This is a genomic window from Pseudomonas sp. 18173 (assembly GCF_050432945.1).
Classification (GTDB): domain Bacteria; phylum Pseudomonadota; class Gammaproteobacteria; order Pseudomonadales; family Pseudomonadaceae; genus Aquipseudomonas.
In genome coordinates this window covers 249,443-275,811 of record NZ_JBKFTN010000002.1, presented here as the reverse complement: position 1 = coordinate 275,811, position 26,369 = coordinate 249,443, and the positions used below count along the sequence as shown (strand labels likewise).

At 59.0% G+C, this 26,369-nt stretch carries 25 protein-coding genes, 1 tRNA gene and 1 pseudogene; 17 read left to right on the top strand and 10 right to left on the bottom strand.

Annotation, left to right across the window (positions count from 1 at the left end; all coding sequences use genetic code 11):
* Nucleotides 1-94: 94 nt before the first annotated feature.
* Genes ACLD1X_RS03400 through ACLD1X_RS03385 form a run of 4 tightly spaced genes read right to left on the bottom strand, consistent with a single transcriptional unit; the run spans nt 95 to nt 5,221 of the window.
* The gene (locus ACLD1X_RS03400) at nt 95-316 is read right to left on the bottom strand and encodes a formate dehydrogenase subunit delta (protein WP_429366109.1); all 222 of its coding nucleotides are present in this window, start codon (nt 314-316) and stop codon (nt 95-97) included.
* Complete coding sequence (gene fdhF, locus ACLD1X_RS03395; protein ID WP_429366108.1) at nt 313-3,189, bottom strand: formate dehydrogenase subunit alpha; 2,877 nt, start codon at nt 3,187-3,189, stop codon at nt 313-315. Before fdhF ends, ACLD1X_RS03400 begins: the two co-directional genes overlap by 4 nt.
* Entirely contained in the window at nt 3,186-4,745 is a 1,560-nt protein-coding gene (locus ACLD1X_RS03390; RefSeq protein WP_429366107.1) for a formate dehydrogenase beta subunit, read from the bottom strand. The genes fdhF and ACLD1X_RS03390 overlap by 4 nt, the downstream gene beginning before the upstream one ends.
* A complete protein-coding gene (locus tag ACLD1X_RS03385; protein WP_413420873.1) occupies nt 4,745-5,221 on the bottom strand; it encodes a formate dehydrogenase subunit gamma in 477 nt (158 codons plus the stop codon). The genes ACLD1X_RS03390 and ACLD1X_RS03385 overlap by 1 nt, the downstream gene beginning before the upstream one ends.
* Before the next feature lie 456 nt (nt 5,222-5,677).
* Between ACLD1X_RS03385 and ACLD1X_RS03380 the strand changes: the two genes are divergently transcribed.
* Complete coding sequence (locus tag ACLD1X_RS03380) at nt 5,678-6,424, top strand: hypothetical protein (RefSeq protein WP_429366106.1); 747 nt, start codon at nt 5,678-5,680, stop codon at nt 6,422-6,424.
* A gap of 224 nt (nt 6,425-6,648) precedes the next feature.
* Here the strand turns inward: ACLD1X_RS03380 and ACLD1X_RS03375 are convergent, their stop codons facing one another.
* Together ACLD1X_RS03375 and ACLD1X_RS03370 are read right to left on the bottom strand one after the other, a co-directional pair.
* Complete coding sequence (locus ACLD1X_RS03375) at nt 6,649-7,089, bottom strand: hypothetical protein (protein WP_429366105.1); 441 nt, start codon at nt 7,087-7,089, stop codon at nt 6,649-6,651.
* Between the two features lie 250 nt (nt 7,090-7,339).
* Complete coding sequence (locus ACLD1X_RS03370) at nt 7,340-7,648, bottom strand: DUF3077 domain-containing protein (RefSeq protein WP_429366104.1); 309 nt, start codon at nt 7,646-7,648, stop codon at nt 7,340-7,342.
* A 692-nt stretch (nt 7,649-8,340) separates the two neighbouring features.
* Between ACLD1X_RS03370 and ACLD1X_RS03365 the strand changes: the two genes are divergently transcribed.
* Nucleotides 8,341-9,477 carry an ImmA/IrrE family metallo-endopeptidase gene (locus ACLD1X_RS03365; protein ID WP_429366103.1) on the top strand — a complete coding sequence of 379 codons (1,137 nt, stop codon included), beginning with the start codon at nt 8,341-8,343 and terminating at the stop codon, nt 9,475-9,477.
* Nucleotides 9,474-9,970: pseudogene (locus ACLD1X_RS03360) on the top strand (DUF4411 family protein). Before ACLD1X_RS03365 ends, ACLD1X_RS03360 begins: the two are co-directional and overlap by 4 nt.
* A gap of 320 nt (nt 9,971-10,290) precedes the next feature.
* On the opposite strand, the gene ACLD1X_RS03355 reads toward ACLD1X_RS03360, so the two are convergent.
* The 3 genes from ACLD1X_RS03355 to ACLD1X_RS03345 form a co-directional block, all read right to left on the bottom strand.
* Complete coding sequence (locus tag ACLD1X_RS03355; RefSeq protein ID WP_429366102.1) at nt 10,291-11,226, bottom strand: hypothetical protein; 936 nt, start codon at nt 11,224-11,226, stop codon at nt 10,291-10,293.
* A 324-nt stretch (nt 11,227-11,550) separates the two neighbouring features.
* Nucleotides 11,551-11,880 (bottom strand): hypothetical protein, encoded by a 330-nt coding sequence (locus ACLD1X_RS03350; RefSeq protein ID WP_429366101.1) that lies wholly within the window; start codon nt 11,878-11,880, stop codon nt 11,551-11,553.
* A gap of 152 nt (nt 11,881-12,032) precedes the next feature.
* Nucleotides 12,033-12,117: transfer RNA gene (locus ACLD1X_RS03345), tRNA-Leu, on the bottom strand.
* Nucleotides 12,118-12,224: 107 nt separating this feature from the next.
* Between ACLD1X_RS03345 and queA the strand changes: the two genes are divergently transcribed.
* The 6 genes from queA (at nt 12,225) to ACLD1X_RS03315 (ending at nt 18,309) form a co-directional block, all read left to right on the top strand.
* The gene (gene queA / locus ACLD1X_RS03340; protein ID WP_008020244.1) at nt 12,225-13,274 is read left to right on the top strand and encodes a tRNA preQ1(34) S-adenosylmethionine ribosyltransferase-isomerase QueA; all 1,050 of its coding nucleotides are present in this window, start codon (nt 12,225-12,227) and stop codon (nt 13,272-13,274) included.
* Between the two features lie 14 nt (nt 13,275-13,288).
* Nucleotides 13,289-14,404 carry a tRNA guanosine(34) transglycosylase Tgt gene (gene tgt, locus ACLD1X_RS03335; protein ID WP_172901690.1) on the top strand — a complete coding sequence of 372 codons (1,116 nt, stop codon included), beginning with the start codon at nt 13,289-13,291 and terminating at the stop codon, nt 14,402-14,404.
* A gap of 43 nt (nt 14,405-14,447) precedes the next feature.
* Nucleotides 14,448-14,783: a preprotein translocase subunit YajC gene (gene yajC, locus ACLD1X_RS03330; protein ID WP_007956696.1), complete on the top strand. Its 336-nt coding sequence runs from the start codon at nt 14,448-14,450 to the stop codon at nt 14,781-14,783.
* Nucleotides 14,784-14,847: 64 nt separating this feature from the next.
* Nucleotides 14,848-16,716: a protein translocase subunit SecD gene (gene secD, locus ACLD1X_RS03325; RefSeq protein ID WP_008020246.1), complete on the top strand. Its 1,869-nt coding sequence runs from the start codon at nt 14,848-14,850 to the stop codon at nt 16,714-16,716.
* A gap of 9 nt (nt 16,717-16,725) precedes the next feature.
* Nucleotides 16,726-17,640 (top strand): protein translocase subunit SecF, encoded by a 915-nt coding sequence (gene secF / locus ACLD1X_RS03320; RefSeq protein ID WP_429366100.1) that lies wholly within the window; start codon nt 16,726-16,728, stop codon nt 17,638-17,640.
* Between the two features lie 120 nt (nt 17,641-17,760).
* Nucleotides 17,761-18,309, top strand: coding sequence for a glycine zipper 2TM domain-containing protein (locus ACLD1X_RS03315; protein WP_429366099.1), 549 nt, complete (start codon nt 17,761-17,763; stop codon nt 18,307-18,309).
* Between the two features lie 253 nt (nt 18,310-18,562).
* Here ACLD1X_RS03315 and suhB read toward each other — a convergent pair whose 3' ends face one another.
* Nucleotides 18,563-19,381 (bottom strand): type III secretion system regulator SuhB, encoded by an 819-nt coding sequence (gene suhB / locus ACLD1X_RS03310; RefSeq protein ID WP_007982736.1) that lies wholly within the window; start codon nt 19,379-19,381, stop codon nt 18,563-18,565.
* A 146-nt stretch (nt 19,382-19,527) separates the two neighbouring features.
* Between suhB and trmJ the strand changes: the two genes are divergently transcribed.
* From trmJ to hscA, 8 genes are all read left to right on the top strand, one after another.
* Nucleotides 19,528-20,298 (top strand): tRNA (cytosine(32)/uridine(32)-2'-O)-methyltransferase TrmJ, encoded by a 771-nt coding sequence (gene trmJ / locus ACLD1X_RS03305; protein WP_429366098.1) that lies wholly within the window; start codon nt 19,528-19,530, stop codon nt 20,296-20,298.
* A gap of 2 nt (nt 20,299-20,300) precedes the next feature.
* A complete protein-coding gene (gene cysE, locus ACLD1X_RS03300; protein ID WP_429366097.1) occupies nt 20,301-21,077 on the top strand; it encodes a serine O-acetyltransferase in 777 nt (258 codons plus the stop codon).
* Between the two features lie 260 nt (nt 21,078-21,337).
* Nucleotides 21,338-21,829: a Fe-S cluster assembly transcriptional regulator IscR gene (gene iscR / locus ACLD1X_RS03295; protein ID WP_007974010.1), complete on the top strand. Its 492-nt coding sequence runs from the start codon at nt 21,338-21,340 to the stop codon at nt 21,827-21,829.
* A 50-nt stretch (nt 21,830-21,879) separates the two neighbouring features.
* Complete coding sequence (locus ACLD1X_RS03290; protein ID WP_429366096.1) at nt 21,880-23,094, top strand: IscS subfamily cysteine desulfurase; 1,215 nt, start codon at nt 21,880-21,882, stop codon at nt 23,092-23,094.
* An 85-nt stretch (nt 23,095-23,179) separates the two neighbouring features.
* Nucleotides 23,180-23,566, top strand: coding sequence for a Fe-S cluster assembly scaffold IscU (gene iscU / locus ACLD1X_RS03285; RefSeq protein ID WP_007974006.1), 387 nt, complete (start codon nt 23,180-23,182; stop codon nt 23,564-23,566).
* Between the two features lie 34 nt (nt 23,567-23,600).
* Nucleotides 23,601-23,924: an iron-sulfur cluster assembly protein IscA gene (iscA, locus tag ACLD1X_RS03280; protein WP_003227904.1), complete on the top strand. Its 324-nt coding sequence runs from the start codon at nt 23,601-23,603 to the stop codon at nt 23,922-23,924.
* A gap of 8 nt (nt 23,925-23,932) precedes the next feature.
* Nucleotides 23,933-24,454: a co-chaperone HscB gene (gene hscB / locus ACLD1X_RS03275; protein ID WP_429366209.1), complete on the top strand. Its 522-nt coding sequence runs from the start codon at nt 23,933-23,935 to the stop codon at nt 24,452-24,454.
* A 51-nt stretch (nt 24,455-24,505) separates the two neighbouring features.
* Complete coding sequence (hscA, locus tag ACLD1X_RS03270) at nt 24,506-26,368, top strand: Fe-S protein assembly chaperone HscA (RefSeq protein ID WP_429366095.1); 1,863 nt, start codon at nt 24,506-24,508, stop codon at nt 26,366-26,368.
* The last annotated feature ends 1 nt before the right edge of the window (nt 26,369 follow it).

The window sequence follows — 26,369 nt, the reverse complement described above, 5'->3', positions numbered from 1 at the left end:
ATCCTGGATAAGCGCGGTGTCCTTGGGTGCTTCGCGAGCAAGCTCGCTCCTACAGGTTCTTCAGCCTTCAGCCGTCAGGCCATGGGTGCGACGCCTAAGCCTCCCACCCCGCGCCACTGACCGCCACCTGCACCAAAGGGTGCAAATCCGCGCCCTGATGTTCCGTTTGCCACGCCAGCAACTCCTTGCGCATGCCTGGTGTCCAGTACATCTGCAGATGATTGCGCACGCCGAGCACGGCTTGTTGCTGATCCGGTTCGCTGGCGAAGTACTGACCGATCTGGTTGGCCATCTTGATCAGGTTGGCAGTACTCATCGGCGTACCTCCGCTTTAGCGCCACGGGCGCGATCCTTGAGCAGGCGGTGCTGCTCGTCGCTGAATTCCTGGAAGCGTTTTTGCCACTCGGAAGGGTGGTAGACGCGGCTGACTTCCACGGCCGTGACCTTGTACTCCGGACAGTTGGTGGCCCAGTCGGAGTTGTCGGTGGTGATCACGTTGGCGCCCGACTCAGGGAAGTGGAAGGTGGTGTACACCACGCCCGGGGCGACCCGTTCGGTGATCCGCGCACGCAGTACGGTCTGCCCGGCGCGGCTGCCGATGCCGACCCAGTCGCCTTCGTTGATACCACGGCTCTCGGCGTCGGTCGGGTGGATTTCCAGCCGGTCTTCGTCATGCCAGGCGACGTTTTCGGTTCGCCGGGTCTGGGCGCCGACGTTGTACTGGCTGAGGATGCGCCCGGTGGTCAGCAGCAGCGGGTAGCGGCTGTTGACCTTCTCCTCGGTGGGCACGTAGCCGGTGAGCATGAAACGCCCCTTGCCGCGCACGAATTCCTCGATGTGCATGGTCGGCGTGCCGTCCGGTGCCTCGGCATTGCACGGCCATTGCAGGCTGCCATGGCTGTCCAGTGCGGCGTAGCTGACGTTGGTGAAGGTCGGCGTCAGGCTGGCGATTTCATCCATGATTTCCGATGGATGCTTGTAGTTCATCGGGTAGCCCAGGGCGTTGGCCAAGGCCACTGTGCCTTCCCAGTCGGCCTTGCCGCCCAGCGGCTCCATGACCTTGCGTACCCGCGAGATGCGCCGCTCGGCGTTGGTGAAGGTGCCGTCCTTTTCCAGGAACGAAGCGCCCGGCAGGAACACGTGGGCGAACTTGGCGGTTTCGTTGAGGAAAATGTCCTGCACCACCACGCATTCCATGGCCGACAGCGCCGCGGTGACGTGCTGGGTATTCGGGTCGCTCTGGGCGATGTCTTCGCCCTGGCAGTACAGGCCCTTGAAGCTGCCGGCCAGCGCAGACTCGAACATGTTGGGAATGCGCAGGCCCGGGTCGGGTTGCAGGGTGACGTTCCACGCCTGTTCGAATTGCGTGCGGACGACCTCGTTGGAGATGTGCCGGTAACCGGGCAACTCGTGGGGGAAGGAACCCATGTCGCAGGAGCCCTGAACGTTGTTCTGCCCCCGCAGCGGGTTCACGCCCACCCCTTCGCGGCCGATGTTGCCGGTGGCCATGGCCAGGTTGGCGATGCCCATCACCGAAGTGCTGCCCTGGCTGTGCTCGGTGACGCCCAGGCCGTAGTAGATCGCCGCATTGCCCCCGGTGGCGTACAGGCGAGCGGCGGCGCGGATGTCGGCAGCGGGCACACCGCAGATCGGGCCAATCGCTTCCGGCGAGTTCTCCGCACGGCTGACGAACTCGCTCCAGCGGGCGAAATCGCCGCCCTCGCAACGGGCGTCGATAAAGGCCTGGTTTTGCAGGCCTTCAGTGATGATCACGTGGGCCAGGGCGTTGAGCATGGCGACGTTGGTGCCGGGGCGCAGGGCCAAGTGATATTCGGCGCGGGCGTGCACCGTGTCCACCAGATCGATGCGCCGTGGGTCGATGACGATCAACCGCGCACCTTCACGCAGGCGGCGCTTGAGCTGGGATGCGAACACCGGGTGGGCGTCGCTGGGGTTGGCGCCCATCACCAGGACCACGTCGGCCTGCATCACCGAGTCGAAACTCTGCGTGCCGGCGGACTCGCCCAGGGTTTGTTTCAGGCCATAGCCGGTCGGCGAGTGGCAGACCCGCGCACAGGTGTCGACGTTGTTGTTGCCGAAGGCGGCACGCACCAGTTTCTGCACCAGATAGGTTTCTTCGTTGGTGCAGCGGCTGGAAGTGATGCCGCCGATGGAGTCGCGGCCATATTTCTGCTGCAAACGGCGGAATTCGCTGGCGGCGTAGGTCACCGCCTCATCCCAGCTGACTTCCTGCCAAGGGTCGTTGATGTGCTTGCGGATCATCGGCTTGGTGATGCGATCCGGGTGGGTGGCGTAGCCCCAGGCAAAGCGCCCCTTGACGCAGGAGTGGCCGTGGTTGGCCTGGCCGTTCTTGTCCGGAACCATGCGTACCAGCTGGTTGCCTTTCATCTCGGCGCGGAACGAACAGCCCACGCCGCAATAGGCACAGGTGGTGATCACGCTGCGTTCCGGCTGACCCATTTCGACCACGTTTTTTTCCATCAACGTCGCGGTAGGGCAGGCTTGCACACAGGCACCGCAGGACACGCATTCGGAGTCGAGGAAGTTCTCGCCACCGGCAGCGGCCACGCGGGATTCAAAACCGCGCCCGGTAATGGTCAGGGCAAAGGTGCCTTGGGTTTCTTCGCAGGCGCGCACGCAGCGGTTGCAGACGATGCACTTGCTCGGGTCGTAATCGAAGTAGGGGTTGGAGCCGTCTTTCACGTCCGCCAGATGGTTCTCGCCTTCATAGCCGTAGCGCACTTCGCGCAGGCCAACCTGGCCGGCCACGGTTTGCAGCTCGCAGTTGCCGTTGGCCGAGCAGGTCAGGCAATCCAGCGGGTGATCGGAGATGTACAACTCCATGACATTGCGCCGCAGGGTCGCGAGCTTCGGTGTCTGGGTGTGCACGGTCATGCCTTCAGTGACCGGCGTGGTGCAGGACGCGGGGTAGCCGCGCATGCCGTCGATCTCCACCAGGCACATGCGGCAGGAGCCGAAGGCTTCCAGGCTGTCGGTGGCACAGAGTTTCGGAATGGTGGTGCCCATCAGCGCGGCGGCGCGCATCACCGAGGTGCCTTCGGGCACGGTGATGCTGCGGCCGTCGATGTTCAGGGTGATCTGCACCTGGCTTTCGCGGGCGGGAGTGCCGAGATCGATATCGGTTTTCGGGTCGAATACAGTGATCATTGCTCGGCCTCCGAGGCTTGCAGACCGAAGTCAGCGGGGAAGTACTTGAGGGCACTGGCGACCGGGTAGGAGGTCATGCCGCCCAACGCGCACAGCGAACCGTATTGCAGCGTGTCGCACAGGTCCTTGAGGATGATCACCTGTTCATCGCGACCGGCCTGATCCGGTGCGGCCAGCAGGCGGTCGATCACCTCCACGCCACGGGTCGAGCCGATGCGGCAAGGGGTGCATTTGCCACAGGATTCCTCGGCGCAGAACTGCATGGCGAAGCGCGCCATGCGGGCCATGTCCAGGCTGTCGTCAGCCACCACCACGCCACCGTGACCGAGCATCGCGCCGATGGCGGCGAAGGCCTCGTAATCCAGCGGCGTATCGAATTGCGAAGGCGGCACCCAGGCGCCGAGGGGGCCGCCAACCTGCGCGGCCTTCAGCGGCCGACCACTGGCGGTACCGCCGCCGTAGTCTTCCACCAATTCGCGCAGGGTCAGGCCAAAGGCCCGTTCCACCAGACCGCCGTGACGAATGTTGCCCGCCAGCTGGAAGGGCATGGTGCCCAGCGATCGGCCCATGCCGTAATCGCGATAGAACTGCGCACCCTTGGCCAGAATCAGCGGTACCGAGGCTAAAGTCAGCACGTTGTGCACCAGCGTCGGCTGGCCGAACAGGCCTTGCAAGGCGGGGATCGGCGGCTTGGCGCGGACAATTCCGCGTTTGCCTTCGAGCGAATCCAGCAGCGCGGTTTCCTCGCCGCAGATGTACGCGCCAGCACCGACGCGTACTTCCATGTCGAAAGCCTGACCGCTACCACCGACATTGGCGCCGAGGTAACCGGCATCACGGGCGATGCTCAACGCCTTGCGCAGGGTGGCCACGGCATCCGGATATTCCGAGCGCACATAGATGTAGCCGTAGGTAGCGCCGCAGCAAAGACCGGCAATCGCCATGCCTTCGATCAGCAGGAAGGGGTCGCCTTCCATCAACATGCGGTCGGCGAAGGTGCCGGAGTCGCCCTCGTCGGCGTTGCACACGATGTACTTCTGCGCAGCTTGAGTGCCGCGCACCGTGCGCCATTTGATCCCGGCGGGGAAGGCTGCGCCGCCACGGCCACGCAGGCCTGAGTCGAACACTTCTGTTGCGGTCTGCTCACCGCCCACCGCAATGGCGCGGGTCAAACCCTCGAAACCGCCACGAGCCCGGTAATCGTCCAGCGACAGCGGCCGGGTAATACCGGCGCGAGCAAACAGCAGGCGTTGTTGAGTCTTGAGATAAGGCAGTTCTTCCACCAGACCCAAGGCCAGTGGATGACTGGACGGCTCGCCTTGCAGCGCATCGAGCACGGACGGCACATCGGCAGCGGTCAACGGGCCGAAGCCGATACGGCCTAGCGGGCTGTCCACTTCCAGCAGCGGTTCCAGCCAGTACAGGCCGCGCGAACTGGTGCGCTGCAACTCCAGCGGCAGATTAAGTGCCTTGGCCTGAGTGATCAGGGCCACGGATACCTCATCGGCACCCACGGCACGGGCAATAGAATCACAGGGCAGATAAAGAGTCGGCATCACGCGTCCTCCCGGCAAGCGTCGAGCAAGGCATCCAGGCGCTCAGCGCTCAGCCGCGCATGCACCCGGCCATCCAGCTCCAGAGCCGGCGAACAGGCACAGGCCCCGAGGCAATACACCGGACGCAAACTGATGCTGCCATCGGCGCTGCTGCCGTGGTCATCCAGTTGCAGACGCTCGCGCAACTGCGCGGCCAACTGCTCGGCACCGCGACTCTGACAGGACTCAGCCCGACACAGCCGCAGAATATGCCGGGCCGGTGGCGCGGTACGGAAGTCATGGTAAAAACTGATCACCCCGCGAACCTCCGCCTGACTCAGATTGAGGGCATGGGCAATCTCGGGGACGGCGACATCGGGGATGTAACCGATGCGTTCCTGAATATCATGAAGAATGGGCAACAGCGCACCCGCAGAGCCCTTGTGGCGCTCCAGCAGGCTGTTGACCACGGGCAGGTGCAACTCAACATCAGGCATACAGCATTCCTCACGGTCACGGACACACCAGAAGGTCGTCGGTTGTCCGAAAGTGTCGGCTGCGGCACTCACACCACGTCACGGTATCGTGGCATTTTCAGGCCGGTGGCCAGGGCACCCTGGGCGGGCATCTTGTTGTGCCCGGCGCGGTCTTCGCCGCACATCGGTAAGGGCATAAAAGCCAGATTGCCACGCCGCCCTTGATTCGGCTGCACCAGAGCGACGTGTTTGGTTCTGTCTACGACTATCCATTAAGTCTAGATGAGCGGGGCAGGGGGCGTTCACGCACTGGCCTATCGATGGGTGATGTATAGCAAGCGTTGCAGGTGAGAAACAGCATCAGATCGGTGGGTAATTCCACAGGAAATGGGGGCTGTCCCCTTTGCTGCTAGTGGACAGCGAAATAGCAAAATAGTAGCGTCGCGCCACTTTTTTCATCTTTGTAACGGACTACACATGCTCACTCTCGCTCCAGCCTCGCGTCTGTTCTGCGCGATCACTTTCGCCGTCGTGATGACCCCGGCGCTCGCCGACTGGGAAGAAACCCCGGAAGACGCCTGGAAGACCTACCTCTCCGATTGCCAGCAATTACAGCGGGCAGTGACCGATGTGCAGAACGGGCGCAAGACGGCCAAGGAAGTCTTGCCCACTATCGAGAGTTATCTGCGAACCTTTACCGTACATCGCAAGAACCTCGCCCAGCCGAGCCTCGGCTCCCCCGATTACGCCCGCTGCGAAAGCGTCATCCCCCAAGCGCAAGACATAGCGGCCAAGGGCAGTGCTGAATACAGCGAGGAAATAGATCAGCATTTGCAGCAAGCCCAGACCGAACACCTGAACTCCTCGGAATACAAGCGTGCTCGCTCTCTGGGCTTCAGCGACGTCGGCGAAATCGGGGCCCTCGACCAGCACGCCGAGCTGGATGGCGAAGAGAATCTGAAGACCTTGATGATCAAAGTCGATTTTGGTTGCGGCCGCCATTTCCGCGCGGCGTATTACGCCAAACCCTATGTGGTCTACACCGTCCGTCGTTCGGATGGCAGCTGCGGTATCTATAAGCACGTCGCCGTATTGGGCGGTGAAATGGTGGAGCGAGGCGACTTCATTGATGAGAAAGGGGTTTTTCAGTACGTGGGGTGGAAGAAGTTGGCCGGACCGGAAGGATTTCCCATCGACGTTCGAGTCGTAAAGGCGCTGAAGTAACCTGCAGGGATTTTTCTTCAAGCGGAAGATTGAAACTGCGGGGGCTGTGAGTGCTGGAGCTCAGGACAAATGTCACTGAACACACAACCCCTGCAGGAGCGAGCCTGCTCGCGAAAAACGCAAGGCAATCAACATCTGCTGTTGAATGAGCACCGTCATACTGCAAACAGCTTGAAAGGGATAATCCCCCGCTCCCACGCCATGCATGGAAGCGGGGAAAACCCTTAACCAAGCTCACCACAGAAAATATCGGGATTGCCATCGGCCGCGCTTGTCCGCATCACCAGCGCGTATCCGCCGGACCGCAGCGAGTCATAAGCCATGGGCACGCTCTTCCAGAGTTGGATGCCCGCCTGCTCGTTGAAGTTGTCAGCCACGATGCGATTGAGTGAATAGGCCGGCTTGGCCTCGTGCCTGGCGCAGCTTCCCGAGTAGATATAGGTATACAAGTGCGCCGGAATGGCAGTGCCATTGGGTACACCGCCGACGAACAACGAGAGCGCCGTCTCACTGCTGCTCAAGGGGGTCAGAATGGCCTGAGCGATATGCCCGGCATTGTAAGTAGTTGCAATCAAGGGAACGGCAACGATTTGCTTCGGGGCTGCACCCACCACGCAGATCCATCCTGCCGCTACCAGCAACGCCAGCGAAGTTACGACCTTCATCGTAAAACCTCCCGCCTTGTAAGGGCTCGTTGAAGAGATCCCCCACTGAATTTTAGTCAGCGGTCGGTCCAATAGCCATTGGGTTGTAGCAAGCCCACTACCCACTGTAGGAGCGAGCTCGCTCGCGAAAAACGCAAGACATCCACATATCCTGCTGAATACCCCGGCCACCGCAACCCAGCCCGTTCCCACAAGCGTCATGGCTGACTTCTGAAATCTGAAGCTATTTCAGTGTTTCAATCACTACCCCTCAGCCTTTACCCCCCCCCGCTTGCCTGGAGGCCGGCGTGCAAGCCCGATCCCGAGCCAGCACCTTCACCGCATCATCCACCAACGCCTTACTCATCGAGGTCAAATAATGCGCTGCCCAGGCATGACGGTCGGTGTCTGTGGCGTAGGCAGCATCTTCGGTGAGCGACTTGGCCAGGAACAGAAAGTCAGAAGCCATCGACAACGCATCACCGAGGGGAACACCGCGAGTGACGTGGAACAGGGGTTGATCGGAACAGTAGATGGCGGGGGTTAAGCCGATGGTTTTGAGTTCGGGGTGGTTGGTCATTGGCCACCTCCGAGGATGGAGGGGCAATGGGGGAGGGCGTTACGCGATTGGGGATTGCGTAGAGGGGAAAGCCAAATTTCAAACGGATTGATACTGCGCATCGTGAAGCTCCTTAATTTGAAGAGCTGCCACAATTCGTTACCAAGCGAATGGGGGGCAGCTGTGCGCAGGTTGGTAAACCGGGAAATCAAGGAAACCGGCACGTCCGAAGACGTCCCACGCACAGCCGCCATAACGCAGATCGCAGGCGAAAAAAAAGCGCCTGCGAACGCATGGCACTGTTGCGCAGTGATTTACCTCGGGTTACCAAGCCCGGTCGCTGAGTTTGCAGCGACGGTGGGGAGGGTATCGTGCAGATCGTTTTGCTGCAACCTTCGAGATCGCTGGGTGATTATGTGGTCAATCTTTGGGATATCGACCTGATGACGGTGCGGCGGCGTTCTGGAAAAAGGGCAATGCCATCTGTCCGCGGGTTACATATTTGCGCTTCGGGTCGTTGCGGATTTACCTCATAATCGCGCGCTCCTACCGTTGGCAGCCTGCTTATCGACTAATCTGTAGTCGCTGCCACCAGACCTCAAACAGCCAAGGAGAAAGGCAATGCCAGATAGCTGGAACCAGCGTCAATCGAATGCATCCGCCAAGCATGCCCTCGAACGTTTGCCGGCCCCATCTGATTTGCCTGCGACCCTATGAGCCAAGCCGCCTTCGTCAATCCAAGCCTGCTCACCTGGTCTCGGGAGCGCGCAGGTCTCTCCACCGAGCAGGTTGCTAAAAAGCTGCCAGTGAAACCTGATCGAGTACAGGAGTGGGAGGCTGGCGAGACCAAACCAACATTCCTTCAGGCTCAAAAGTGGGCGAGTGTCGCTCACATCCCTTTCGGATTCCTGTTTCTACAGCAGCCGCCCGTCGAACAATTGCCTTTACCTGATTTGCGGACCGTCGGTGGGATAGCACCTCAACGCCCCAGTCTGGAACTGCTGGACTCTGTCAGAGATGCCATACGCAAGCAGGATTGGTATCTGGAGTATCTGCAACAGCAGGAAAATCAGCCGCTGGCATTTGTAGGTCGCTTCAGTAGCCGATCTCACGTCAGCGAGGTGGTGCAAGATATCCGCCGAACCCTCGGCGTGAATCCCGAAGCTTCTCGACTGGATTACGATAAATACAGCCGTGCATTGATTGATGCTGCGGAGAAGGCCGGCATTTTGGTGATGCGCAGTGGTATTGCCCTAGGAAACACCCATCGCAAACTTGAAGTGAGCGAGTTTCGGGGATTCGCGATCAGTAACGCCTTCGCCCCCGTCGTATTCATCAATAGTTCGGACGCACCTACTGCCAGGCTTTTTACCTTGCTTCACGAGCTGGCCCACATCTGGATCGGCAGCAGTGGCGTATCCGACGGAAACACCACAAACGGTCGAGACGAAGAACGATTCTGCAATGCTGTTGCAGGTGAGTTTCTTGCTCCCGAAGTCCAGTTCCGCACTCTATGGATCGCTGATGTTAACTGGGAAAGCAACTTAGCTCCGCTGGCCACTCGCTTTCACATTAGCAAATTAGCCATCGGCCGCCGTGCCTTGGATCTTGGTTTTATAAGCCAAGCCCAATACAGCGCTTATTACCGAGCGATCCTCAAGGCTTTCCAGGATGAAAAAGGCGGAGCCGGTGACTACTACCGTAATGCCACCGCGAAAAACAGCCCCCGCCTAAGCAAGGCAGTGCTGACTGAAGCAATGAGTGGCCGGATGCTGCTGCGCGACGCAGGAAACTTGCTCGGCGTGCAACCTGCCAAATTAAGGACTCTCGCGAGCAAGATCACGGAATGAATCATTTACTCGACGCAAACACGCTGATCGAAGCGAAGAACCGTTACTACGGGATGGCTATCTGTCCTGGATTTTGGCAGTGGTTATTGCTTAAAAATAAAGCATTGGCCTTAGCCAGTATTGCACCTGTTATGGATGAGCTAACAAAAGGCCATGACGATCTGGCAGGTTGGGCGAGGGATAACGTTGATTTTTTCACTCCACCACCGATCGGGATACGCAACTAGCATTCGCACAAGTTGCGGGGCTTGTGGCTGATCAAGCGCCTAAGATGAAGGTAGGCGCAATGGAAGAGTTTCTAGCGGGTGCTGACCCTTGGTTAATTGCGAAAGCGATGACTACAGGAGCTACAGTCGTTACTCATGAAGTTCTGAATCTTGACGCTAAGCGAAAATTTATTATTCCCAATATTTGTCAGAAGCTTGATGTTCCTTTTTTGAATACATTTGAGTTGTTGCATAGGCTAGAGGCTAGGTTTGTGTTGTCTGCTTGAAAAACTGACTTGCTAAAATCATGTGGGTTTGAAATGTTTGGCTGAGTGAAGGACATAAGTCTGTCTCATATTTTTTGTCCCGTTTTTCTATTTTATATTTCTATTTGGTGGGGGTGGCAGGGTTATTATAGGGTTGAGCCCGAAAATATACCCGTCCCTATTGTTGTTGAATTATTGGGAAAAGGGTGCGGAAAAGTGGGCGGATTTATTTCCTTTTCCTTTTCCTTTTTTGTTTTTTGAAAAAAATCTGTCCTCTTATTTCGCCTTTCTTCCAATATTTCGCGTTTCGCTTTTCGCTTATAAAAAATGGAGCGGATATGTTACTGCGCTTCTGTCATGTCTCGGGGAGTAATAGTGGCAACATTTTTTGAGTGGCGTTTCCGTAATGTTGGTTTGCAGATTTGTTCATCCGATAATGGTTTTGACACTTCTAGCGTGAAGCTGCCAGTTTGTGATTTCGCAAGGTCAATCGCCGTCACTCGCAATGTATATAGGCCGTCTTTCGGCGCTTTTGCTTGAGCGCAGGCTTGAGGTGTTATGTCGTTGGCAGCGTCGAAACCCAGTCTCCTATCTTCACCATAGATGTCGACTAGGATATCAAATTCTGTCGACTTAGCTTGAGCTAAGACAGTCTGTCCAGCTTTTAAGCGTACCCGAAAATCCTGGATGTTTCCCCCACCATTAAAAAAAGCCGGCGCATCTGACGCCGCCATATTGCCGTCGTAGACGACATCGAAGTCGATAATTGGCATCGGAGCGGCCTGCAGAATGCTTATACGATCGGACTGCTTTCCTCGATAAAAAGCATTTTTGACTCGCCTGACCTCAAGAGAAAAACTCTCCGGTTTCTCGCCAACACCCCTACTGATTCGTATCGTACCCCAGCCATCCTGCGGTAATTGTGCGAAGAATTTGCAACGGGCGTTATATCCACAACTAGTGTCACCTAGCAGGCGACCTTCGTTATAGAGCGAAACCTCCACTCCGAGCCAGCCGACAGCGACCTCAAACATATATGTTTTGTCTGCCTTCAGGTGAATCCGGTAATCTTGCTGTACGCCTTCCAAAGCACCGCTCTTTCCTAAGTAGGGTGCGTCTGCAGGTACCAAATTTACGACATATACAACTTCGCTTTCGATGGTGGGTAGTGGAGTTCTCGGTAGAGATATTTGAATATTATGGTTAATGAATGCTGCCATTGCTATGGCTGCCATTAAGGCAAATAAGAAAAGGGTGGTTTTGAGGGTTTTTGGCAAGGTTCTATTACCTTCGGTGTCAAATTCTCGGAGTGGGAGGTTGAAAAGTTACTCACGCCAGAAGCGCTAAATCAGCTAGGCGAGCCGGCATGTTAGTCGGTAAAGACCAATGCGTATGTAGGAGGCTTCTGATTAGCATTCGAGATCTAAAAAATGTCGTCTTTAATAAGACAGAGTATCGGGTTGAAACATCTAGGGTAGGAAAAGGGGGTAGGAATGCGGAAAAGAGCGGAAAAGAGGACTGACTTATTATTCTTCAATGCGTGGCGACCAGCGTCGGTGCAACCACGGGGCGTATCCGGTTCTTAGGCCGCGCCTTCTCATTCATTGAATATCTTTCAGATAATCCTTAAGCGCAATGAGCGGAGCACCAAGCTCCTCTATCGCCCGAATCCCGGCAAACTCCCCCGCCAACCTCCCCAACTCCCGCCCCAACGGCTTATCCACACCCCCAACAGCCTCCAGCGCCAACCCCACACACTCACTCACCTTCACCTGAATCGTCTCTACATCCCCTCGACGCACCAGCAACTCAAACACATCCCGCTGGTAGTCACCCATGACCAGGTCATCGCGCAAAATCGGACTCTGATCTTCCGTCTCATAAGCCAGCTTAAGAGAGAAGAGGGCGACGGTTTCCAGTTGCGATTCCATGGGTGGTGTCCTTGATGAGTGTCTGACTGACCGAGGGTGCGAAAAATCAAAAAAGCATCGCCAGCAAGCTGGCTCCTACAGATCGGTGGGGTGTCTGCCACTTTATCGCAGGCGAAAAAAAAGGCCTTGCAAAGCAAGACCTTTCTTAATTTTGGTGCCCCGAGGGAGACTCGAACTCCCACTCCTTTCGAAAACGGATTTTGAATCCGCCGCGTCTACCAATTCCGCCATCAGGGCTCAATGGCCGCGAAGTATAGAGATGAGATAACCGTCGGTCAATCAGGTACATAGAGAATTTTTGATATTTCGGCTAGACTTCCCGGCCCTGCTAGACGAACCCCATCATGCGCGTTGCTGACTTTACTTTCGAGCTTCCTGATTCGCTGATCGCCCGCCATCCTTTGGCCGAGCGTCGCGGTAGTCGCCTGTTGACCCTGGATGGGGTCAGCGGCGCCCTGGCACACCGTCAATTCACTGATTTGCTTGAGCATTTGCGCCCGGGCGATTTGATGGTGTTCAACAATACCCGGGTGATTCCGGCGCGGCTGTTTGGCCAGAAGGCTTCCGGTGGCAAGCTGGAAATCCTGGTGGAGCGGGTGCTGGACAGTCATCGCGTGCTGGCCCATGTGCGCTCGAGCAAGTCGCCCAAGCCTGGGTCGAAGATCCTGATCGATGGCGGTGGCGAGGCCGAGATGCTGGCGCGTCACGATGCGTTGTTCGAGCTTGGGTTTGCCGAGGAAGTGCTGCCGCTGCTCGACCGCGTCGGGCACATGCCGTTGCCTCCTTATATAGACCGCCCGGACGAGGGCGCAGACCGCGAGCGTTACCAGACCGTCTACGCCGAACGTTTGGGCGCGGTGGCGGCGCCGACGGCGGGGCTGCATTTCGATCAGGTGCTGATGGAGGCGATTGCCGCCAAGGGCGTCGAGACGGCGTTCGTGACCTTGCACGTTGGCGCTGGCACGTTCCAGCCGGTGCGCGTGGAGAAGATCGAAGATCACCACATGCACAGCGAATGGCTGGAAGTTGGCCAGGACGTGGTGGATGCGGTTGCCGCCTGTCGCGCGCGCGGCGGTCGGGTGGTGGCGGTGGGGACCACCAGTGTGCGTTCCCTGGAAAGCGCTGCCCGCGATGGCGTGCTCAAGCCGTTCAGCGGCGATACCGACATCTTTATCTACCCGGGCCGGCCGTTTCATGTGGTCGATGCCCTGGTCACCAATTTCCATTTGCCTGAATCCACGTTGTTGATGCTGGTCTCGGCGTTTGCCGGTTATCCGGAAACCATGGCCGCCTATAAAGCCGCCGTCGACAACGAATACCGCTTTTTCAGCTACGGTGATGCGATGTTTATCACCCGTAACCCCGCACCACGTGGCCCTGAGGACAAAGAATGAGTCGCCAATGTCGTATGTCGTTTGAGCTGCTTGCCACCGATGGCAAGGCTCGTCGTGGTCGCCTGACCTTCCCGCGCGGTACCGTCGAGACCCCGGCCTTCATGCCGGTGGGCACCTACGGCACGGTCAAGGGCATGCTGCCACGGGATATCGAGGCCACTGGCGCTGAAATCATTCTGGGCAACACCTTCCACCTGTGGCTGCGTCCGGGCACGGAAGTGATCAAGAAGCACGGCGACCTGCACGATTTCATGAAGTGGAAAGGCCCGATCCTGACCGACTCCGGTGGTTTCCAGGTGTTCAGCCTGGGCGCCATGCGCAAGATCAAGGAGGAGGGCGTGACCTTCGCCTCCCCGGTCGACGGTGCCAAGGTGTTCATGGGCCCGGAAGAGTCGATGCAGGTCCAGCGTGACCTGGGTTCCGACATCGTGATGATTTTCGACGAATGCACGCCGTACCCGGCCGACGAAGACGTCGCTCGCGTATCCATGGAGTTGTCGCTGCGTTGGGCCCAGCGCTCGAAAAACGCCCATGGCGACAACACGGCGGCGCTGTTCGGCATCGTTCAGGGCGGTATGCACCAGGACCTGCGCATGCGCTCCCTGGAGGGCCTCGACAAGATTGGTTTTGACGGTTTGGCGATCGGCGGTCTGTCGGTGGGCGAGCCCAAGCATGAAATGATCAAGGTGCTGGATTACCTGCCGGGCCAGATGCCGGCTGACAAACCTCGTTACCTTATGGGCGTTGGCAAACCGGAAGATCTGGTTGAGGGTGTGCGCCGCGGTGTGGACATGTTCGATTGCGTGATGCCAACCCGTAATGCCCGCAACGGGCATCTGTTCATTGACACTGGCGTGATCAAGATCCGTAACGCGTTCCATCGCCATGATGATTCGCCGCTCGATCCGACCTGCGATTGCTATACCTGCCAGAACTTCTCCCGCGCTTATCTGCATCACCTGGACAAGTGCGGCGAAATGCTGGGGAGCATGCTCAATACCATCCATAACTTGCGCCATTATCAAGTGCTTATGGCTGGTTTGCGCGAGGCTATTCAACAGGGTACATTGGCCGCCTTTGTCGATGCCTTCTACGCCAAACGCGGGCTTCCCGTGCCGCCTTTGGACTGAGTTTTCTGACCCCAAGATTCAACATTTGCAACTGGAGTGCTAAATGAGCTTTTTTATCTCTAATGCCATGGCAGACGCTGCAGCACCTGCGGCAGCCCCTATGGGCGGCGGCTTTGAGTGGATTTTCCTGGTCGGCTTCCTGGTCATCTTCTACCTGATGATCTGGCGTCCACAGGCCAAGCGCGCCAAAGAGCAGAAAAACCTGCTGAGCAGCCTGCAAAAGGGCGACGAAGTTGTGACCACCGGCGGCATCGCCGGCAAGATCACTAAAGTGGCCGACGATTTCGTCGTTCTGGAAGTTTCCGACACCGTCGAAATGAAATTCCAGAAAGGCGCCATCGCTGCCACGCTGCCAAAAGGCACGCTCAAAGCGATCTAAGTTTCAACTTCATATTCAATCGACGGGGCGCGCAAGGCGCCCCGCGTCATAAACGGGCGGCGTGATGCTGAACAAATATCCTCTGTGGAAATACATTCTGATCCTGGCGGTGCTGGCGGTCGGTCTGATTTATTCCGCTCCCAATCTTTACCCTGATGACCCGGCCATTCAGGTCAGCGGTGCAAGCACTGCGCTGCTGGTCAATCAGGCTGATCTGGATCGTGTAAGCACTGCGCTCAAGGAATCCGGAATCAACGTCAAGGCTGCCACCCTGGCCGCCAACGGCAAGGGCGGCCTGATTCGCCTGACCAAGGCTGAAGATCAGCTGCCGGCCAAGGACGTTGTGCGCAAGGCGTTGGGTGATGACTACGTCGTCGCACTGAACCTGGCACAAACCACCCCGCAATGGCTGCGCAACCTCGCTGCGCACCCGATGAAGCTGGGCCTGGACTTGTCCGGTGGTGTGCACTTCCTGCTGGAAGTGGACATGGAAAAAGCCCTTGATGCACGCCTGAAAGTCTACGAAGGCGACGTCAAGAGCCTGCTGCGTAAAGAGAAACTGCGCTATCGCAGCCTGCCGCAGCTCAACGGTGCCATCCAGCTGGGCTTCTCCGATGAAGCGACCCGCGAACAGGCTCGCAGCATCATCCGCAAGAACTTCAACGATTTCGACATTGTTCCGGCTGACCTGAATGGTCAGGCGGTGCTGCGTCTGGCGATGACCCCGGCCAAGCTGGCGGAAATCCGCGAATACTCCATCAAGCAGAACCTGACCACGGTACGTAACCGCGTCAACGAGCTGGGTGTTGCCGAACCGATCGTTCAGCGTCAGGGCGCCAACCGCATCGTGGTTGAGCTGCCGGGCGTGCAAGACACTGCCGAAGCCAAGCGTATCCTCGGCAAGACGGCCAACCTGGAGTTCCGTCTGGCGGCTGAGCCGGGCGCTTCGAAGGCCACTTCCGAAGAGTTCGAGTTCCGTGAAGGCAAGCGTCCTCCTGCGCTGATCGAGCGTGGCCTGATCATCACTGGCGACCAGGTAACTGACGCCAAGGCTGGTTTCGGCGAGCACGGCACGCCGGAAGTGAACATTCGTCTGGACGGTCACGGCGGCGAGCTGATGAGCCGTGCGACCCGTTCGAACGTCGGTCGCAGCATGGCGGTGATCTTCATCGAGCAGCGTCCGGTCACCACTTACACCAAGCAAGTGGTCGATGGCGTCGAGAAAGACGTGGCGGTGCAGTCGTTCAAGGAAGAGAAGAAGATCATCAGCCTGGCGACCATCCAGTCGCCGCTGGGTGCCCAGTTCCGTATCACCGGCCTGAACGGCCAGGGCGAGTCGTCCGAACTGGCGCTGCTGCTGCGTGCCGGTGGCCTGGCGGCGCCGATGTACTTCGCTGAAGAACGCACCATCGGCCCGAGCCTGGGTGCGGACAACATCACCAAGGGTATCGATGCATCGCTGTGGGGCATGCTGTTCGTCTCGCTGTTCATCATGGCCATCTATCGTTTCTTCGGTCTCATCGCCACCGTCGCGCTGGCGGTGAACATGGTGATGCTGCTGGCCCTGATGTCGCTGCTGGGTGCAACGCTGACCCTGCCGGGTATCGCCGGTATCGTGTTGACCATGGGTATGGCGGTCGACGCCAACGTGCTGATCTTCTCGCGGATCCGTGAAGAGATCGCCGCCGGCATGACCGTGCAGCGTGCAATCAACGAAGGCTTCGGCCGGGCGTTCACTGCGATTCTCGACGCCAACCTGACCACCTTGCTGGTGGGCGGCATCCTGTTCGCCATGGGCACCGGTCCCGTCAAGGGCTTCGCAGTGACCATGTCCCTCGGGATCTTTACCTCGATGTTCACGGCCATCATGGTGACCCGCGCGATGGTCAACCTGATCTTCGGCGGTCGTGACTTCAAGAAGTTGTGGATTTAAGGGGCTGCCATGTTACGTACAATCAACTTCATGGGCGTCCGCAACTTTGCGTTCGGCGTCACATTGTTCCTTACCGCACTGGCAATCTTCAGTGTCTTCCACAAGGGCATGAACTGGGGCCTGGACTTCACCGGCGGTACGCTCATCGAGCTGACCTACGAGCGTCCGGCTGATGTCACCAAGGTGCGTGAGCAGCTGGTGACCGCGGGTTATCACGAAGCCATCGTGCAGAACTTCGGTGCGACCACTGATCTGCTGGTGCGCATGCCTGGCGAAGACCCGCAACTGGGTCACCAGGTGGCTGCGGCCCTGCAAAAGGTCGGCGGCGAGAACCCGGCGACGGTCAAGCGCGTCGAGTTCGTCGGCCCGCAGGTGGGTGAAGAATTGCGCGACCAAGGCGGCCTCGGCATGCTGATGGCGCTGGGCGGCATCCTGATCTACCTGGCTTTCCGCTTTCAGTGGAAGTTTGCGGTCGGTGCGATCGTCTCCCTGATCCACGACGTGATCGTGACCATCGGTATCCTGTCGTTCTTCCAGATCACCTTCGACCTGACGGTGCTGGCGGCGGTACTGGCGATCATCGGTTACTCGCTCAACGACACCATCGTGGTATTCGACCGGGTTCGCGAGAACTTCCGTGTGCTGCGCAAGGCCAGCCTGATCGAGAACATCAACATCTCGACCACGCAAACCCTGCTGCGGACCATGGCGACCTCGATCTCCACCTTGCTGGCGATCGCGGCCCTGCTGTTCTTCGGTGGCGACAACCTGTTCGGCTTCTCGATTGCCCTGTTCGTCGGTGTGATGGCGGGTACTTACTCGTCGATCTACATCGCTAACGTGGTGCTGATCTGGCTGAACCTGAGCACCGAGGATTTGATTCCTCCTGCCAACACCGAGAAGGAAGTCGACGACCGTCCTTGAAGGAAGCTTCCTTCAGCGATGTAGTCCGAAAAAGGCGCGAGTTGAACTCGCGCCTTTTTTTATGCTCCAAGGCTGGGAGAAGCGCGGGTTTATCCCGTATGTGATGGTCAGGAGGTTCATGTGAACAAGTCGATGCTGGTTGGTGCTGTACTGGGTGCTGTCGGTGTGACTGCCGGGGGTGCTGTGGCCACCTACAGCCTGGTTAAAAGCGGCCCGGAGTACGCGCAAGTACTCGCCGTTGAGCCGGTCAAGACGCAAATCAAGACTCCACGTGAAGTGTGCAAGGATGTAACGGTCACCCGGCAGGCGCCGGTGAAAGACCAACATCAGATCGCCGGTACGGTGGTCGGTGCATTGGCGGGTGGATTGCTGGGTAACCAGATCGGTGGCGGTACAGGCAAGAAGATCGCCACGGTCGCGGGTGCTGTTGGCGGTGGTTACGCCGGCAACAAGGTGCAGGAAGGCATGCAAGAGCGTGACACCTACACCACGACCCAGACCCGTTGTAATACGGTGAATGACATCAGTGACAAGGTTGTCGGTTACGACGTGCGCTATTCGCTGGACGGCAAGGAAGGCAATGTGCGCATGGACCGTGATCCGGGGAACCAGATCCCTGTGGATAAAGAGGGCAAGTTGATCTTGTCGGATAATCAGCAGGCTCATTGATCCGCTGAAGTCAGATTCAAGAAGAAGCACCCTGCGGGGTGCTTTTTTTGTGCCCGGGATTTATGCGTCACCGCAGATCTTCTGTAGGAGCGAGCTTGCTCGCGATGAACCGCAGAGCACCGCGGGGTGCCAGGCTTCCCGCGTTATCGTTGACGACCATCGCGAGCAAGCTCGCTCCTACAGAGAGCGCAAAGGTGAATTGCAGGCATAAAAAAAGCACCCCGAAGGGTGCCTTTTTCTTTCGCTTGGGCGCTTAGCGCTTCAGCGAGGCCGGCAGGTGCGGCTGGATCGCCGTCAGCACTGCCTTGAAGCATTTGGTGTTGCCGGCAACGACGTGGCCTTTCTCAAGGAAGTCGTGACCGCCGGTGAAGTCGCTCACCAGGCCGCCTGCTTCCTGGATCAGCAGGGCGCCAGCAGCCATGTCCCACTCGGACAGGCCCGACTCCCAGAAGGCGTCGAAACGGCCGGCGGCCACGTAGGCCAGGTCCAGGCTCGCGGAACCTGCGCGGCGGATGCCGGCAGTCTGGCCAACCAGGGCGCGGAACATGCCCAGGTAGTTGTCGAGGTTGTCCATCTGGTCGTCACGGAACGGGAAGCCGGTACCCAGCAGGGCGCCGTCGAGGCTGGTGCGACCGCTGACGCGCAGGCGACGACCGTTCAGTTGAGCGCCGCGACCACGGCTGGCGGTGAATTCTTCCTGGCGAACCGGGTCCAGAACAACGGCGTGTTCCAGGCGGCCACGGTATTTGCAGGCGATGCTGACAGCGAAGTGAGGAATGCCGCGCAGGAAGTTGGTGGTGCCGTCCAGCGGATCGATGATCCACAGGTACTCTTCGCCTTCGATGCCGGTGCCGGCGTGCATGCCGGTTTCTTCACCCATGATCGAGTGGTTCGGGTAAGCCTTGCGCAGCGCGTCGATGATTTTCTGTTCAGCGGCGCGATCCACCTCGGATACGTAATCCTTGGCGTCTTTTTCGTCGACCTTGATGGTATCCAGGCGCTCGATGGAGCGGAAGATCAATTCACTGGCGCTGCGGGCGGCGCGCAGCGCGATATTCAGCATGGGCTGCATGGATGTGTCACCTAAGGTTGTTAAAGAAAGCCGGGCATTCTATCAGAAAGTTTCTACAGGAGAAGGACGACGTTCGCTTTCATGGCTTAACGGTAGTTTGAGCTGTAAGATTCTGCTCCCCCTATATATGTTCGAGAGCGCCTCCCTTGCTGCAAAACATTCGTGTCGTCCTGGTCAATACCAGCCATCCGGGCAATATCGGCGGGACTGCGCGCGCCATGAAGAACATGGGCCTGTCGCGGCTGGTGCTGGTCGAGCCTCGTCTGTTTCCGCACCACGAGGCCGACGCCCGTGCTTCCGGTGCCGGTGACATCCTTGAAAAAGCGCAAGTCGTCGCCACCTTGGAAGATGCCCTGGTCGGCTGCAACCTGGTGCTCGGCACCAGTGCTCGCGACCGGCGGATTCCCTGGCCGCTGCTCGATCCCCGCGAATGCGGCGCGAAAGTGGTCGAGGAAGCGGGGCAGGGGGCGGAAATCGCCCTGGTGTTCGGTCGTGAAGATTCCGGCCTGACCAATGACGAGCTGCAGCGATGTCACTATCACGTGCACATCCCATCCGACCCTGAGTTCAGTTCGCTGAACCTGGGGGCGGCGGTGCAGGTGTTGAGCTATGAAGTGCGCATGTCCTGGCTGGCCGCGCAAGGCCAGCCAAGCAAGGTCGAGAAGGAAGAGGTGGCTTCGGTCAAGAGCGCCGAGCTGGCGACCATGGACGAGCTGGAGCGATTCTATGAACACCTGGAGCAGACCCTGGTGGCCATCGAGTTCCTCGATCCGGAAAAGCCACGGCACTTGATGGCGCGCCTGCGCCGGTTGTACGGACGCAGCTCGGTCAGCCGGGCGGAAATGAATATTTTGCGTGGCATCCTCACGGAAACCCAGAAAGCGGCCCGTGGTGAGCTTCTAAAGCGGAAGGATTAATGATGTTTGAGCGTTTGCGTGAAGATATCCAGAGCGTATTCCATCGAGACCCGGCGGCGCGTAACGCTTTTGAAGTCCTGACTTGCTACCCGGGCATGCACGCCATCTGGATTCACCGTTTGTCGGCGGCCCTGTGGCGCGCTGAGCTGAAGTGGCTGGCGCGGCTGGTGTCGAACTTCGGTCGCTGGTTGACCGGGATCGAGATCCATCCGGGGGCCAAGGTCGGTCGTCGTTTTTTCATCGACCATGGCATGGGTATCGTCATCGGTGAAACTGCCGAGATTGGTGACGACGTCACCATCTATCAGGGTGTGACCCTGGGCGGTACCAGCTGGAACAAGGGCAAGCGTCACCCGACCCTGGGTGATGGCGTGGTGGTCGGGGCGGGCGCGAAGGTGCTCGGTCCGTTCACTGTCGGGGCCGGTGCCAAGGTGGGTTCCAATGCCGTTGTGACCAAGGAAGTACCGCCGGGCGCCACTGTGGTGGGTATTCCGGGGCGGATCATTGTCAAGCCGGACCAGGAACTGGACGCCAAGCGCAAGGCCATGGCCGAGAAGATCGGCTTCGATGCGTACGGTGTGACTGAAGACATGCCGGACCCGGTGGCGCGTGCCATTAACCAGTTGCTTGACCACCTGCAGGCGGTCGATGGACGTCTGGAGGGTATGTGCGGGGCGTTGAAGGATCTGGGCAGTAATTACTGTGCGAAAGATCTGCCTGAGTTGCGCGAAGAAGACTTTGCGTGTGTGAAGGACAAGGATCAGAGTCAGGCCAGCTGACGCTCCCCTCTCCCTGTAGGAGCGAGCCTGCTCGCGATGGACCCGAGAGCGCCGCGGGGTGTCAGGCCCCCGGCGTTATCGTTGACGACCATCGCGAGCAGGCTCGCTCCTACAGTATTACTGGCCGTCCACAGCCAGCCTTTGCTATGATGCGGCCGCTCTTTTGCGGGTAAACCTGACTAAAGTACTAGGTCTTATAGTTGACTTAAATACTCGGGAATTGCATACTCGCCTCATTCCGAACTCCGTGGTAATTGTCCATGCGACTGACTACAAAAGGCCGATACGCCGTGACCGCCATGCTTGACCTGGCGTTGCACGCGCAGCACGGGCCCGTGTCCCTGGCCGATATCTCCGAGCGCCAAGGCATCTCCCTGTCCTACCTCGAACAGCTTTTCGCCAAGCTGCGCCGCAGCAACCTGGTGTCCAGTGTGCGTGGTCCGGGCGGTGGTTACCAATTGTCCCGCGACATGCAGGGCATCCAGGTCGCCCAGGTGATCGATGCGGTGAACGAATCGGTCGATGCCACCAAATGCCAGGGCCAGGGTGATTGCCACCAAGGCGACACCTGTCTGACCCACCACTTGTGGTGCGATCTGAGCCTGCAGATTCACGAATTTCTGAGCGGTATCAGCTTGGCTGACCTTGTGACTCGCCGTGAGGTGCAAGAAGTAGCCCAGCGTCAGGACCAACGCCGTTGCAACAGCAAGGTGCCACGCCTGGACAAGATTGAAGCGTCCGCCGTCGAATGACAGCCAAAGAGCTAGCGGCACGCCAGCCAGCCTGATTTAGGAGATAGTCCATGAAATTGCCGATTTACCTTGATTACTCTGCGACCACCCCGGTTGATCCGCGTGTTGCGCAAAAAATGAGTGAATGCCTGCTGGTCGACGGAAACTTCGGTAACCCGGCGTCCCGTTCCCACGTGTTCGGCTGGAAAGCCGAAGAGTCCGTTGAAAACGCTCGTCGTCAGGTCGCCGACCTGGTCAACGCCGACCCGCGTGAAATCGTCTGGACCTCCGGTGCCACCGAATCCGACAACCTGGCAATCAAGGGTGCGGCACATTTCTATGCCACCAAGGGCAAGCACCTGATCACCACCAAGATTGAGCACAAGGCTGTCCTCGACACCATGCGCCAACTGGAGCGTGAAGGTTTCGAAGTGACCTACATCGAGCCTCGCACCGATGGCCTGGTCACTCCGGAGATGATCGAAGCCGAACTGCGTGACGACACCATCCTGGTTTCGGTCATGCACGTGAACAACGAAATCGGCACCGTCAACGACATCGCCGCCATCGGCGAGCTGACCCGCGCCCGGGGCATCCTGTTCCACGTTGATGCGGCCCAGTCCACCGGCAAGGTTGACATCGACCTGTCGAAGCTGAAAGTCGACCTGATGTCGTTCTCGGCTCACAAGACCTACGGCCCTAAAGGCATCGGCGCGCTGTACGTAAGCCGCAAGCCACGCGTGCGCATCGAAGCGACCATGCACGGCGGCGGTCACGAGCGCGGCATGCGTTCCGGCACCCTGGCGACCCACCAGATCGTCGGCATGGGTGAAGCTTTCCGTGTAGCCAAGGAAGACATGGCTGCCGAGAACGCGCGCATCAAGGCCCTGAGCGACCGTTTCTTCAAGCAGGTCGAGCACCTGGAAGAGCTGTACGTCAACGGCAGCCTGACCGCCCGCGTTCCGCACAACCTGAACCTGAGCTTCAACTACGTTGAAGGCGAGTCGCTGATCATGGCGCTCAAGGACCTGGCGGTATCGTCCGGCTCGGCCTGCACCTCGGCATCGCTTGAGCCTTCGTACGTACTGCGCGCCCTGGGCCGCAACGACGAACTGGCACACAGCTCGATCCGTTTCACCTTCGGCCGTTTCACCACGGAAGAAGAAATCGACTACGCCGCGCAGAAAGTCTGCGAGGCCGTCACCAAGCTGCGCGCTCTGTCGCCGCTGTGGGACATGTACAAAGACGGTGTCGACATTTCGAAAATCGAGTGGGCGGCACACTGATTTCAAGTCGCCGCGAACCGGCCCTGTGAACCTTGGGGTTGCAGGGCTCAAAGAGCGACTCTCTGATGAGTGAGGATTGAGAATCATGGCTTACAGCGAAAAGGTCATCGACCACTACGAAAACCCGCGCAACGTCGGCAAGATGGACGCGGAAGATCCTGATGTCGGCACCGGCATGGTCGGCGCTCCGGCGTGCGGCGATGTGATGCGCCTGCAGATCAAGGTCAACGACGCCGGCATCATCGAAGATGCCAAGTTCAAGACCTACGGCTGCGGTTCGGCTATCGCTTCCAGCTCCCTCGCCACCGAGTGGATGAAGGGCAAGACCCTGGACGAAGCGGAAACCATCAAGAACACCCAGCTGGCTGAAGAACTGGCCCTGCCGCCAGTGAAAATTCACTGCTCGGTACTCGCTGAAGACGCCATCAAGGCGGCTGTTCGCGACTACAAGCAGAAGAAAGGCTTGATCTGACTTTCAAGATTTGGCGACGAGTAAGGAGTCACCGATGGCTATCAGCATGACAGAAGCGGCTGCTCGACACGTGCGGCGCTCCCTCGACGGGCGCGGCAAAGGTGAAGGGATTCGTCTGGGTGTTCGCACCACAGGCTGTTCCGGCCTTGCCTACGTGCTGGAGTTTGTCGACGAGGTGGTTGCAGAGGACCAGGTGTTCGAAAGTCACGGCGAAAAAGTGATCATCGACCCGAAAAGCCTGGCCTACCTGGACGGCACCGAGCTCGATTTCGTCAAGGAAGGGTTGAACGAAGGCTTCAAGTTCAACAACCCCAACGTACGCGGTGAATGTGGCTGCGGCGAAAGCTTCAACATCTGAGGCTGCTCGTGGGTACTCCTTGTCATTTCGCTTTATTTGAGCTGCAGCCGGGTTTCAATCTGGATCTCGATCAGTTGGCTTCGCGTTACCGCGAGCTGGCGCGCAGCGTTCATCCGGACCGCTTTGCTGACGCTTCCGAGCGTGAGCAGCGGCTGGCGCTAGAGCAATCCGCGAGCCTCAACGAGGCCTACCAGACGCTCAAGAGTCCCCCCAAGCGCGCGCGTTACCTGCTCGCCTTGAGTGGTGGCGAGCTGCCGCTGGAGGTCACGGTGCATGATCCGGAATTTCTTCTGCAGCAGATGGAGTTGCGCGAAGAGCTCGAAGACCTGCAGGACAGCGCCGACTTGTCGGGTGTTGCTGCGTTCAAGCGCCGCCTCAAGTCTGCCCAGGATGAACTGAACCAAAGCTTCGCAGCTTGCTGGAACGATGCCGCGCAACGTGAACGGGCCGAACGCCTGATGCGGCGCATGCAGTTCCTCGACAAGCTCACCTACGAAGTGCGCCAGTTAGAAGAGCGCCTCGACGATTAACCCAGTGCCGCTCCGGTCGCACGCCTGATATACAGATAAGTCCTGATAACGATGGCCCTACTGCAGATCGCCGAACCCGGCCAAAGTCCTCAACCGCACCAGCGTCGTCTGGCTGTGGGGATCGACTTGGGCACTACCAATTCGCTGGTCGCTGCGTTGCGCAGTGGTCTTTCCGAGCCTCTGGCTGACGCAGAAGGGCGGGTCATCCTGCCGTCTGCCGTGCGCTACCACGCCGATCGCGTCGAGGTGGGCGAATCCGCCAAGCTGGCCGCCGCCACCGATCCCTTGAACACCGTGCTGTCGGTCAAGCGCTTGATGGGTCGCGGTCTGTCCGACGTCAAGCAGCTTGGTGATCAGCTGCCGTACCGCTTTGTCGGTGGCGAATCGCACATGCCGTTCATCGACACGATCCAGGGCCCGAAAAGCCCGGTCGAAGTCTCGGCGGACATCCTCAAGGTCCTGCGTCAGCGCGCCGAAGCCACCCTGGGTGGTGAATTGGTAGGCGCGGTCATCACCGTTCCGGCCTATTTCGACGACGCCCAGCGTCAAGCCACCAAGGATGCGGCCAAGCTGGCCGGACTGAATGTGCTGCGTTTGCTCAACGAGCCGACCGCAGCCGCCGTGGCTTACGGTCTGGACCAGCACGCCGAAGGCCTGGTCGCCATTTATGACCTGGGCGGCGGCACCTTCGATATTTCGATTCTGCGCCTGACCGGCGGTGTGTTCGAAGTCCTGGCTACCGGCGGCGACAGCGCCCTGGGCGGCGATGACTTCGATCACGCAATCGCTGGCTGGATTATCGAGGGCGCCGGCTTGTCCGCCGACCTCGATCCAGGCGTGCAACGCAACTTGCTGCAAATCGCCTGTGCCGCCAAGGAAGCCCTGACCAATGCCGCGTCGGTTGAAGTCGCTTATGGCGCCTGGAAAGCCGAGCTGAGCCGTGAAGCCTTCAATGCGCTGATCGAGCCGATGGTCGCCCGCAGCCTGAAAGCCTGCCGTCGTGCAGTGCGTGATTCCGGGATCGAACTGGAAGACGTGCATGCCGTGGTCATGGTCGGTGGTTCGACGCGCGTTCCTCGCGTTCGCGAAGCCGTCGCCGAAGCCTTCGGTCGCCAGCCGCTGACTGAAATCGACCCGGATCAAGTGGTGGCCATTGGTGCTGCGATCCAGGCCGATACCCTGGCCGGCAACAAGCGTGATGGCAGCGAACTGCTGTTGCTGGACGTGATTCCGCTGTCCCTGGGTCTGGAGACCATGGGCGGCCTGATGGAGAAGGTGATTCCGCGCAACACCACCATCCCCGTCGCCCGCGCCCAGGACTTCACCACTTATAAAGACGGCCAGTCGGCCATGGCCATCCACGTATTGCAGGGCGAGCGCGAGCTGATCAGCGACTGCCGCTCCCTGGCACGCTTCGAATTGCGCGGCATTCCGGCGATGGTGGCCGGTGCGGCGAAGATTCGCGTGACCTTCCAGGTCGATGCAGATGGCCTGCTGAGCGTTTCGGCCCGCGAACTGGGTTCGGGCGTCGAAGCCAGCATTCAGGTCAAGCCGTCCTACGGCCTGACCGACGGCGAAATCGCCAAAATGCTCAAGGACTCGTTCCAGCACGCCAATGACGACAAGGTTGCCCGCGTGCTGCGCGAGCAGCAGGTCGACGCCCAGCGTCTGATCGAAGCGGTGCAGGCCGCTCTGGAGGCTGATGGCGAGCGTCTGCTCGACGCCGATGAGCGCATGGTCATCGAGCTGCAAGTGCAGGAATTGACCGAACTGATGAAAGGTACCGATGGTTACGCCATCGAGCAGCAGACCAAGCGTCTGTCGCAAGTGACCGACGCCTTTGCTGCCCGCCGCCTGGACTCGACGGTGAAAGCCGCGCTGGCGGGGCGCAACCTGAATGAGATTGAGGAATAAC

Excerpts from the sequence above, each read along its gene's own strand:
- ACLD1X_RS03400 (WP_429366109.1), bottom strand. The coding sequence starts at position 316 with ATGAGTACTGCCAACCTGATCAAGATGGCCAACCAGATCGGTCAGTAC.
- fdhF (WP_429366108.1), bottom strand. The coding sequence starts at position 3,189 with ATGATCACTGTATTCGACCCGAAAACCGATATCGATCTCGGCACTCCC.
- ACLD1X_RS03390 (WP_429366107.1), bottom strand. The coding sequence starts at position 4,745 with ATGCCGACTCTTTATCTGCCCTGTGATTCTATTGCCCGTGCCGTGGGT.
- ACLD1X_RS03385 (WP_413420873.1), bottom strand. The coding sequence starts at position 5,221 with ATGCCTGATGTTGAGTTGCACCTGCCCGTGGTCAACAGCCTGCTGGAG.
- ACLD1X_RS03380 (WP_429366106.1), top strand. The coding sequence starts at position 5,678 with ATGCTCACTCTCGCTCCAGCCTCGCGTCTGTTCTGCGCGATCACTTTC.
- ACLD1X_RS03375 (WP_429366105.1), bottom strand. The coding sequence starts at position 7,089 with ATGAAGGTCGTAACTTCGCTGGCGTTGCTGGTAGCGGCAGGATGGATC.
- ACLD1X_RS03370 (WP_429366104.1), bottom strand. The coding sequence starts at position 7,648 with ATGACCAACCACCCCGAACTCAAAACCATCGGCTTAACCCCCGCCATC.
- ACLD1X_RS03365 (WP_429366103.1), top strand. The coding sequence starts at position 8,341 with ATGAGCCAAGCCGCCTTCGTCAATCCAAGCCTGCTCACCTGGTCTCGG.
- ACLD1X_RS03350 (WP_429366101.1), bottom strand. The coding sequence starts at position 11,880 with ATGGAATCGCAACTGGAAACCGTCGCCCTCTTCTCTCTTAAGCTGGCT.
- queA (WP_008020244.1), top strand. The coding sequence starts at position 12,225 with ATGCGCGTTGCTGACTTTACTTTCGAGCTTCCTGATTCGCTGATCGCC.
- tgt (WP_172901690.1), top strand. The coding sequence starts at position 13,289 with ATGTCGTTTGAGCTGCTTGCCACCGATGGCAAGGCTCGTCGTGGTCGC.
- yajC (WP_007956696.1), top strand. The coding sequence starts at position 14,448 with ATGAGCTTTTTTATCTCTAATGCCATGGCAGACGCTGCAGCACCTGCG.
- secD (WP_008020246.1), top strand. The coding sequence starts at position 14,848 with ATGCTGAACAAATATCCTCTGTGGAAATACATTCTGATCCTGGCGGTG.
- secF (WP_429366100.1), top strand. The coding sequence starts at position 16,726 with ATGTTACGTACAATCAACTTCATGGGCGTCCGCAACTTTGCGTTCGGC.
- suhB (WP_007982736.1), bottom strand. The coding sequence starts at position 19,381 with ATGCAGCCCATGCTGAATATCGCGCTGCGCGCCGCCCGCAGCGCCAGT.
- cysE (WP_429366097.1), top strand. The coding sequence starts at position 20,301 with ATGTTTGAGCGTTTGCGTGAAGATATCCAGAGCGTATTCCATCGAGAC.
- iscR (WP_007974010.1), top strand. The coding sequence starts at position 21,338 with ATGCGACTGACTACAAAAGGCCGATACGCCGTGACCGCCATGCTTGAC.
- ACLD1X_RS03290 (WP_429366096.1), top strand. The coding sequence starts at position 21,880 with ATGAAATTGCCGATTTACCTTGATTACTCTGCGACCACCCCGGTTGAT.
- iscU (WP_007974006.1), top strand. The coding sequence starts at position 23,180 with ATGGCTTACAGCGAAAAGGTCATCGACCACTACGAAAACCCGCGCAAC.
- iscA (WP_003227904.1), top strand. The coding sequence starts at position 23,601 with ATGGCTATCAGCATGACAGAAGCGGCTGCTCGACACGTGCGGCGCTCC.
- hscA (WP_429366095.1), top strand. The coding sequence starts at position 24,506 with ATGGCCCTACTGCAGATCGCCGAACCCGGCCAAAGTCCTCAACCGCAC.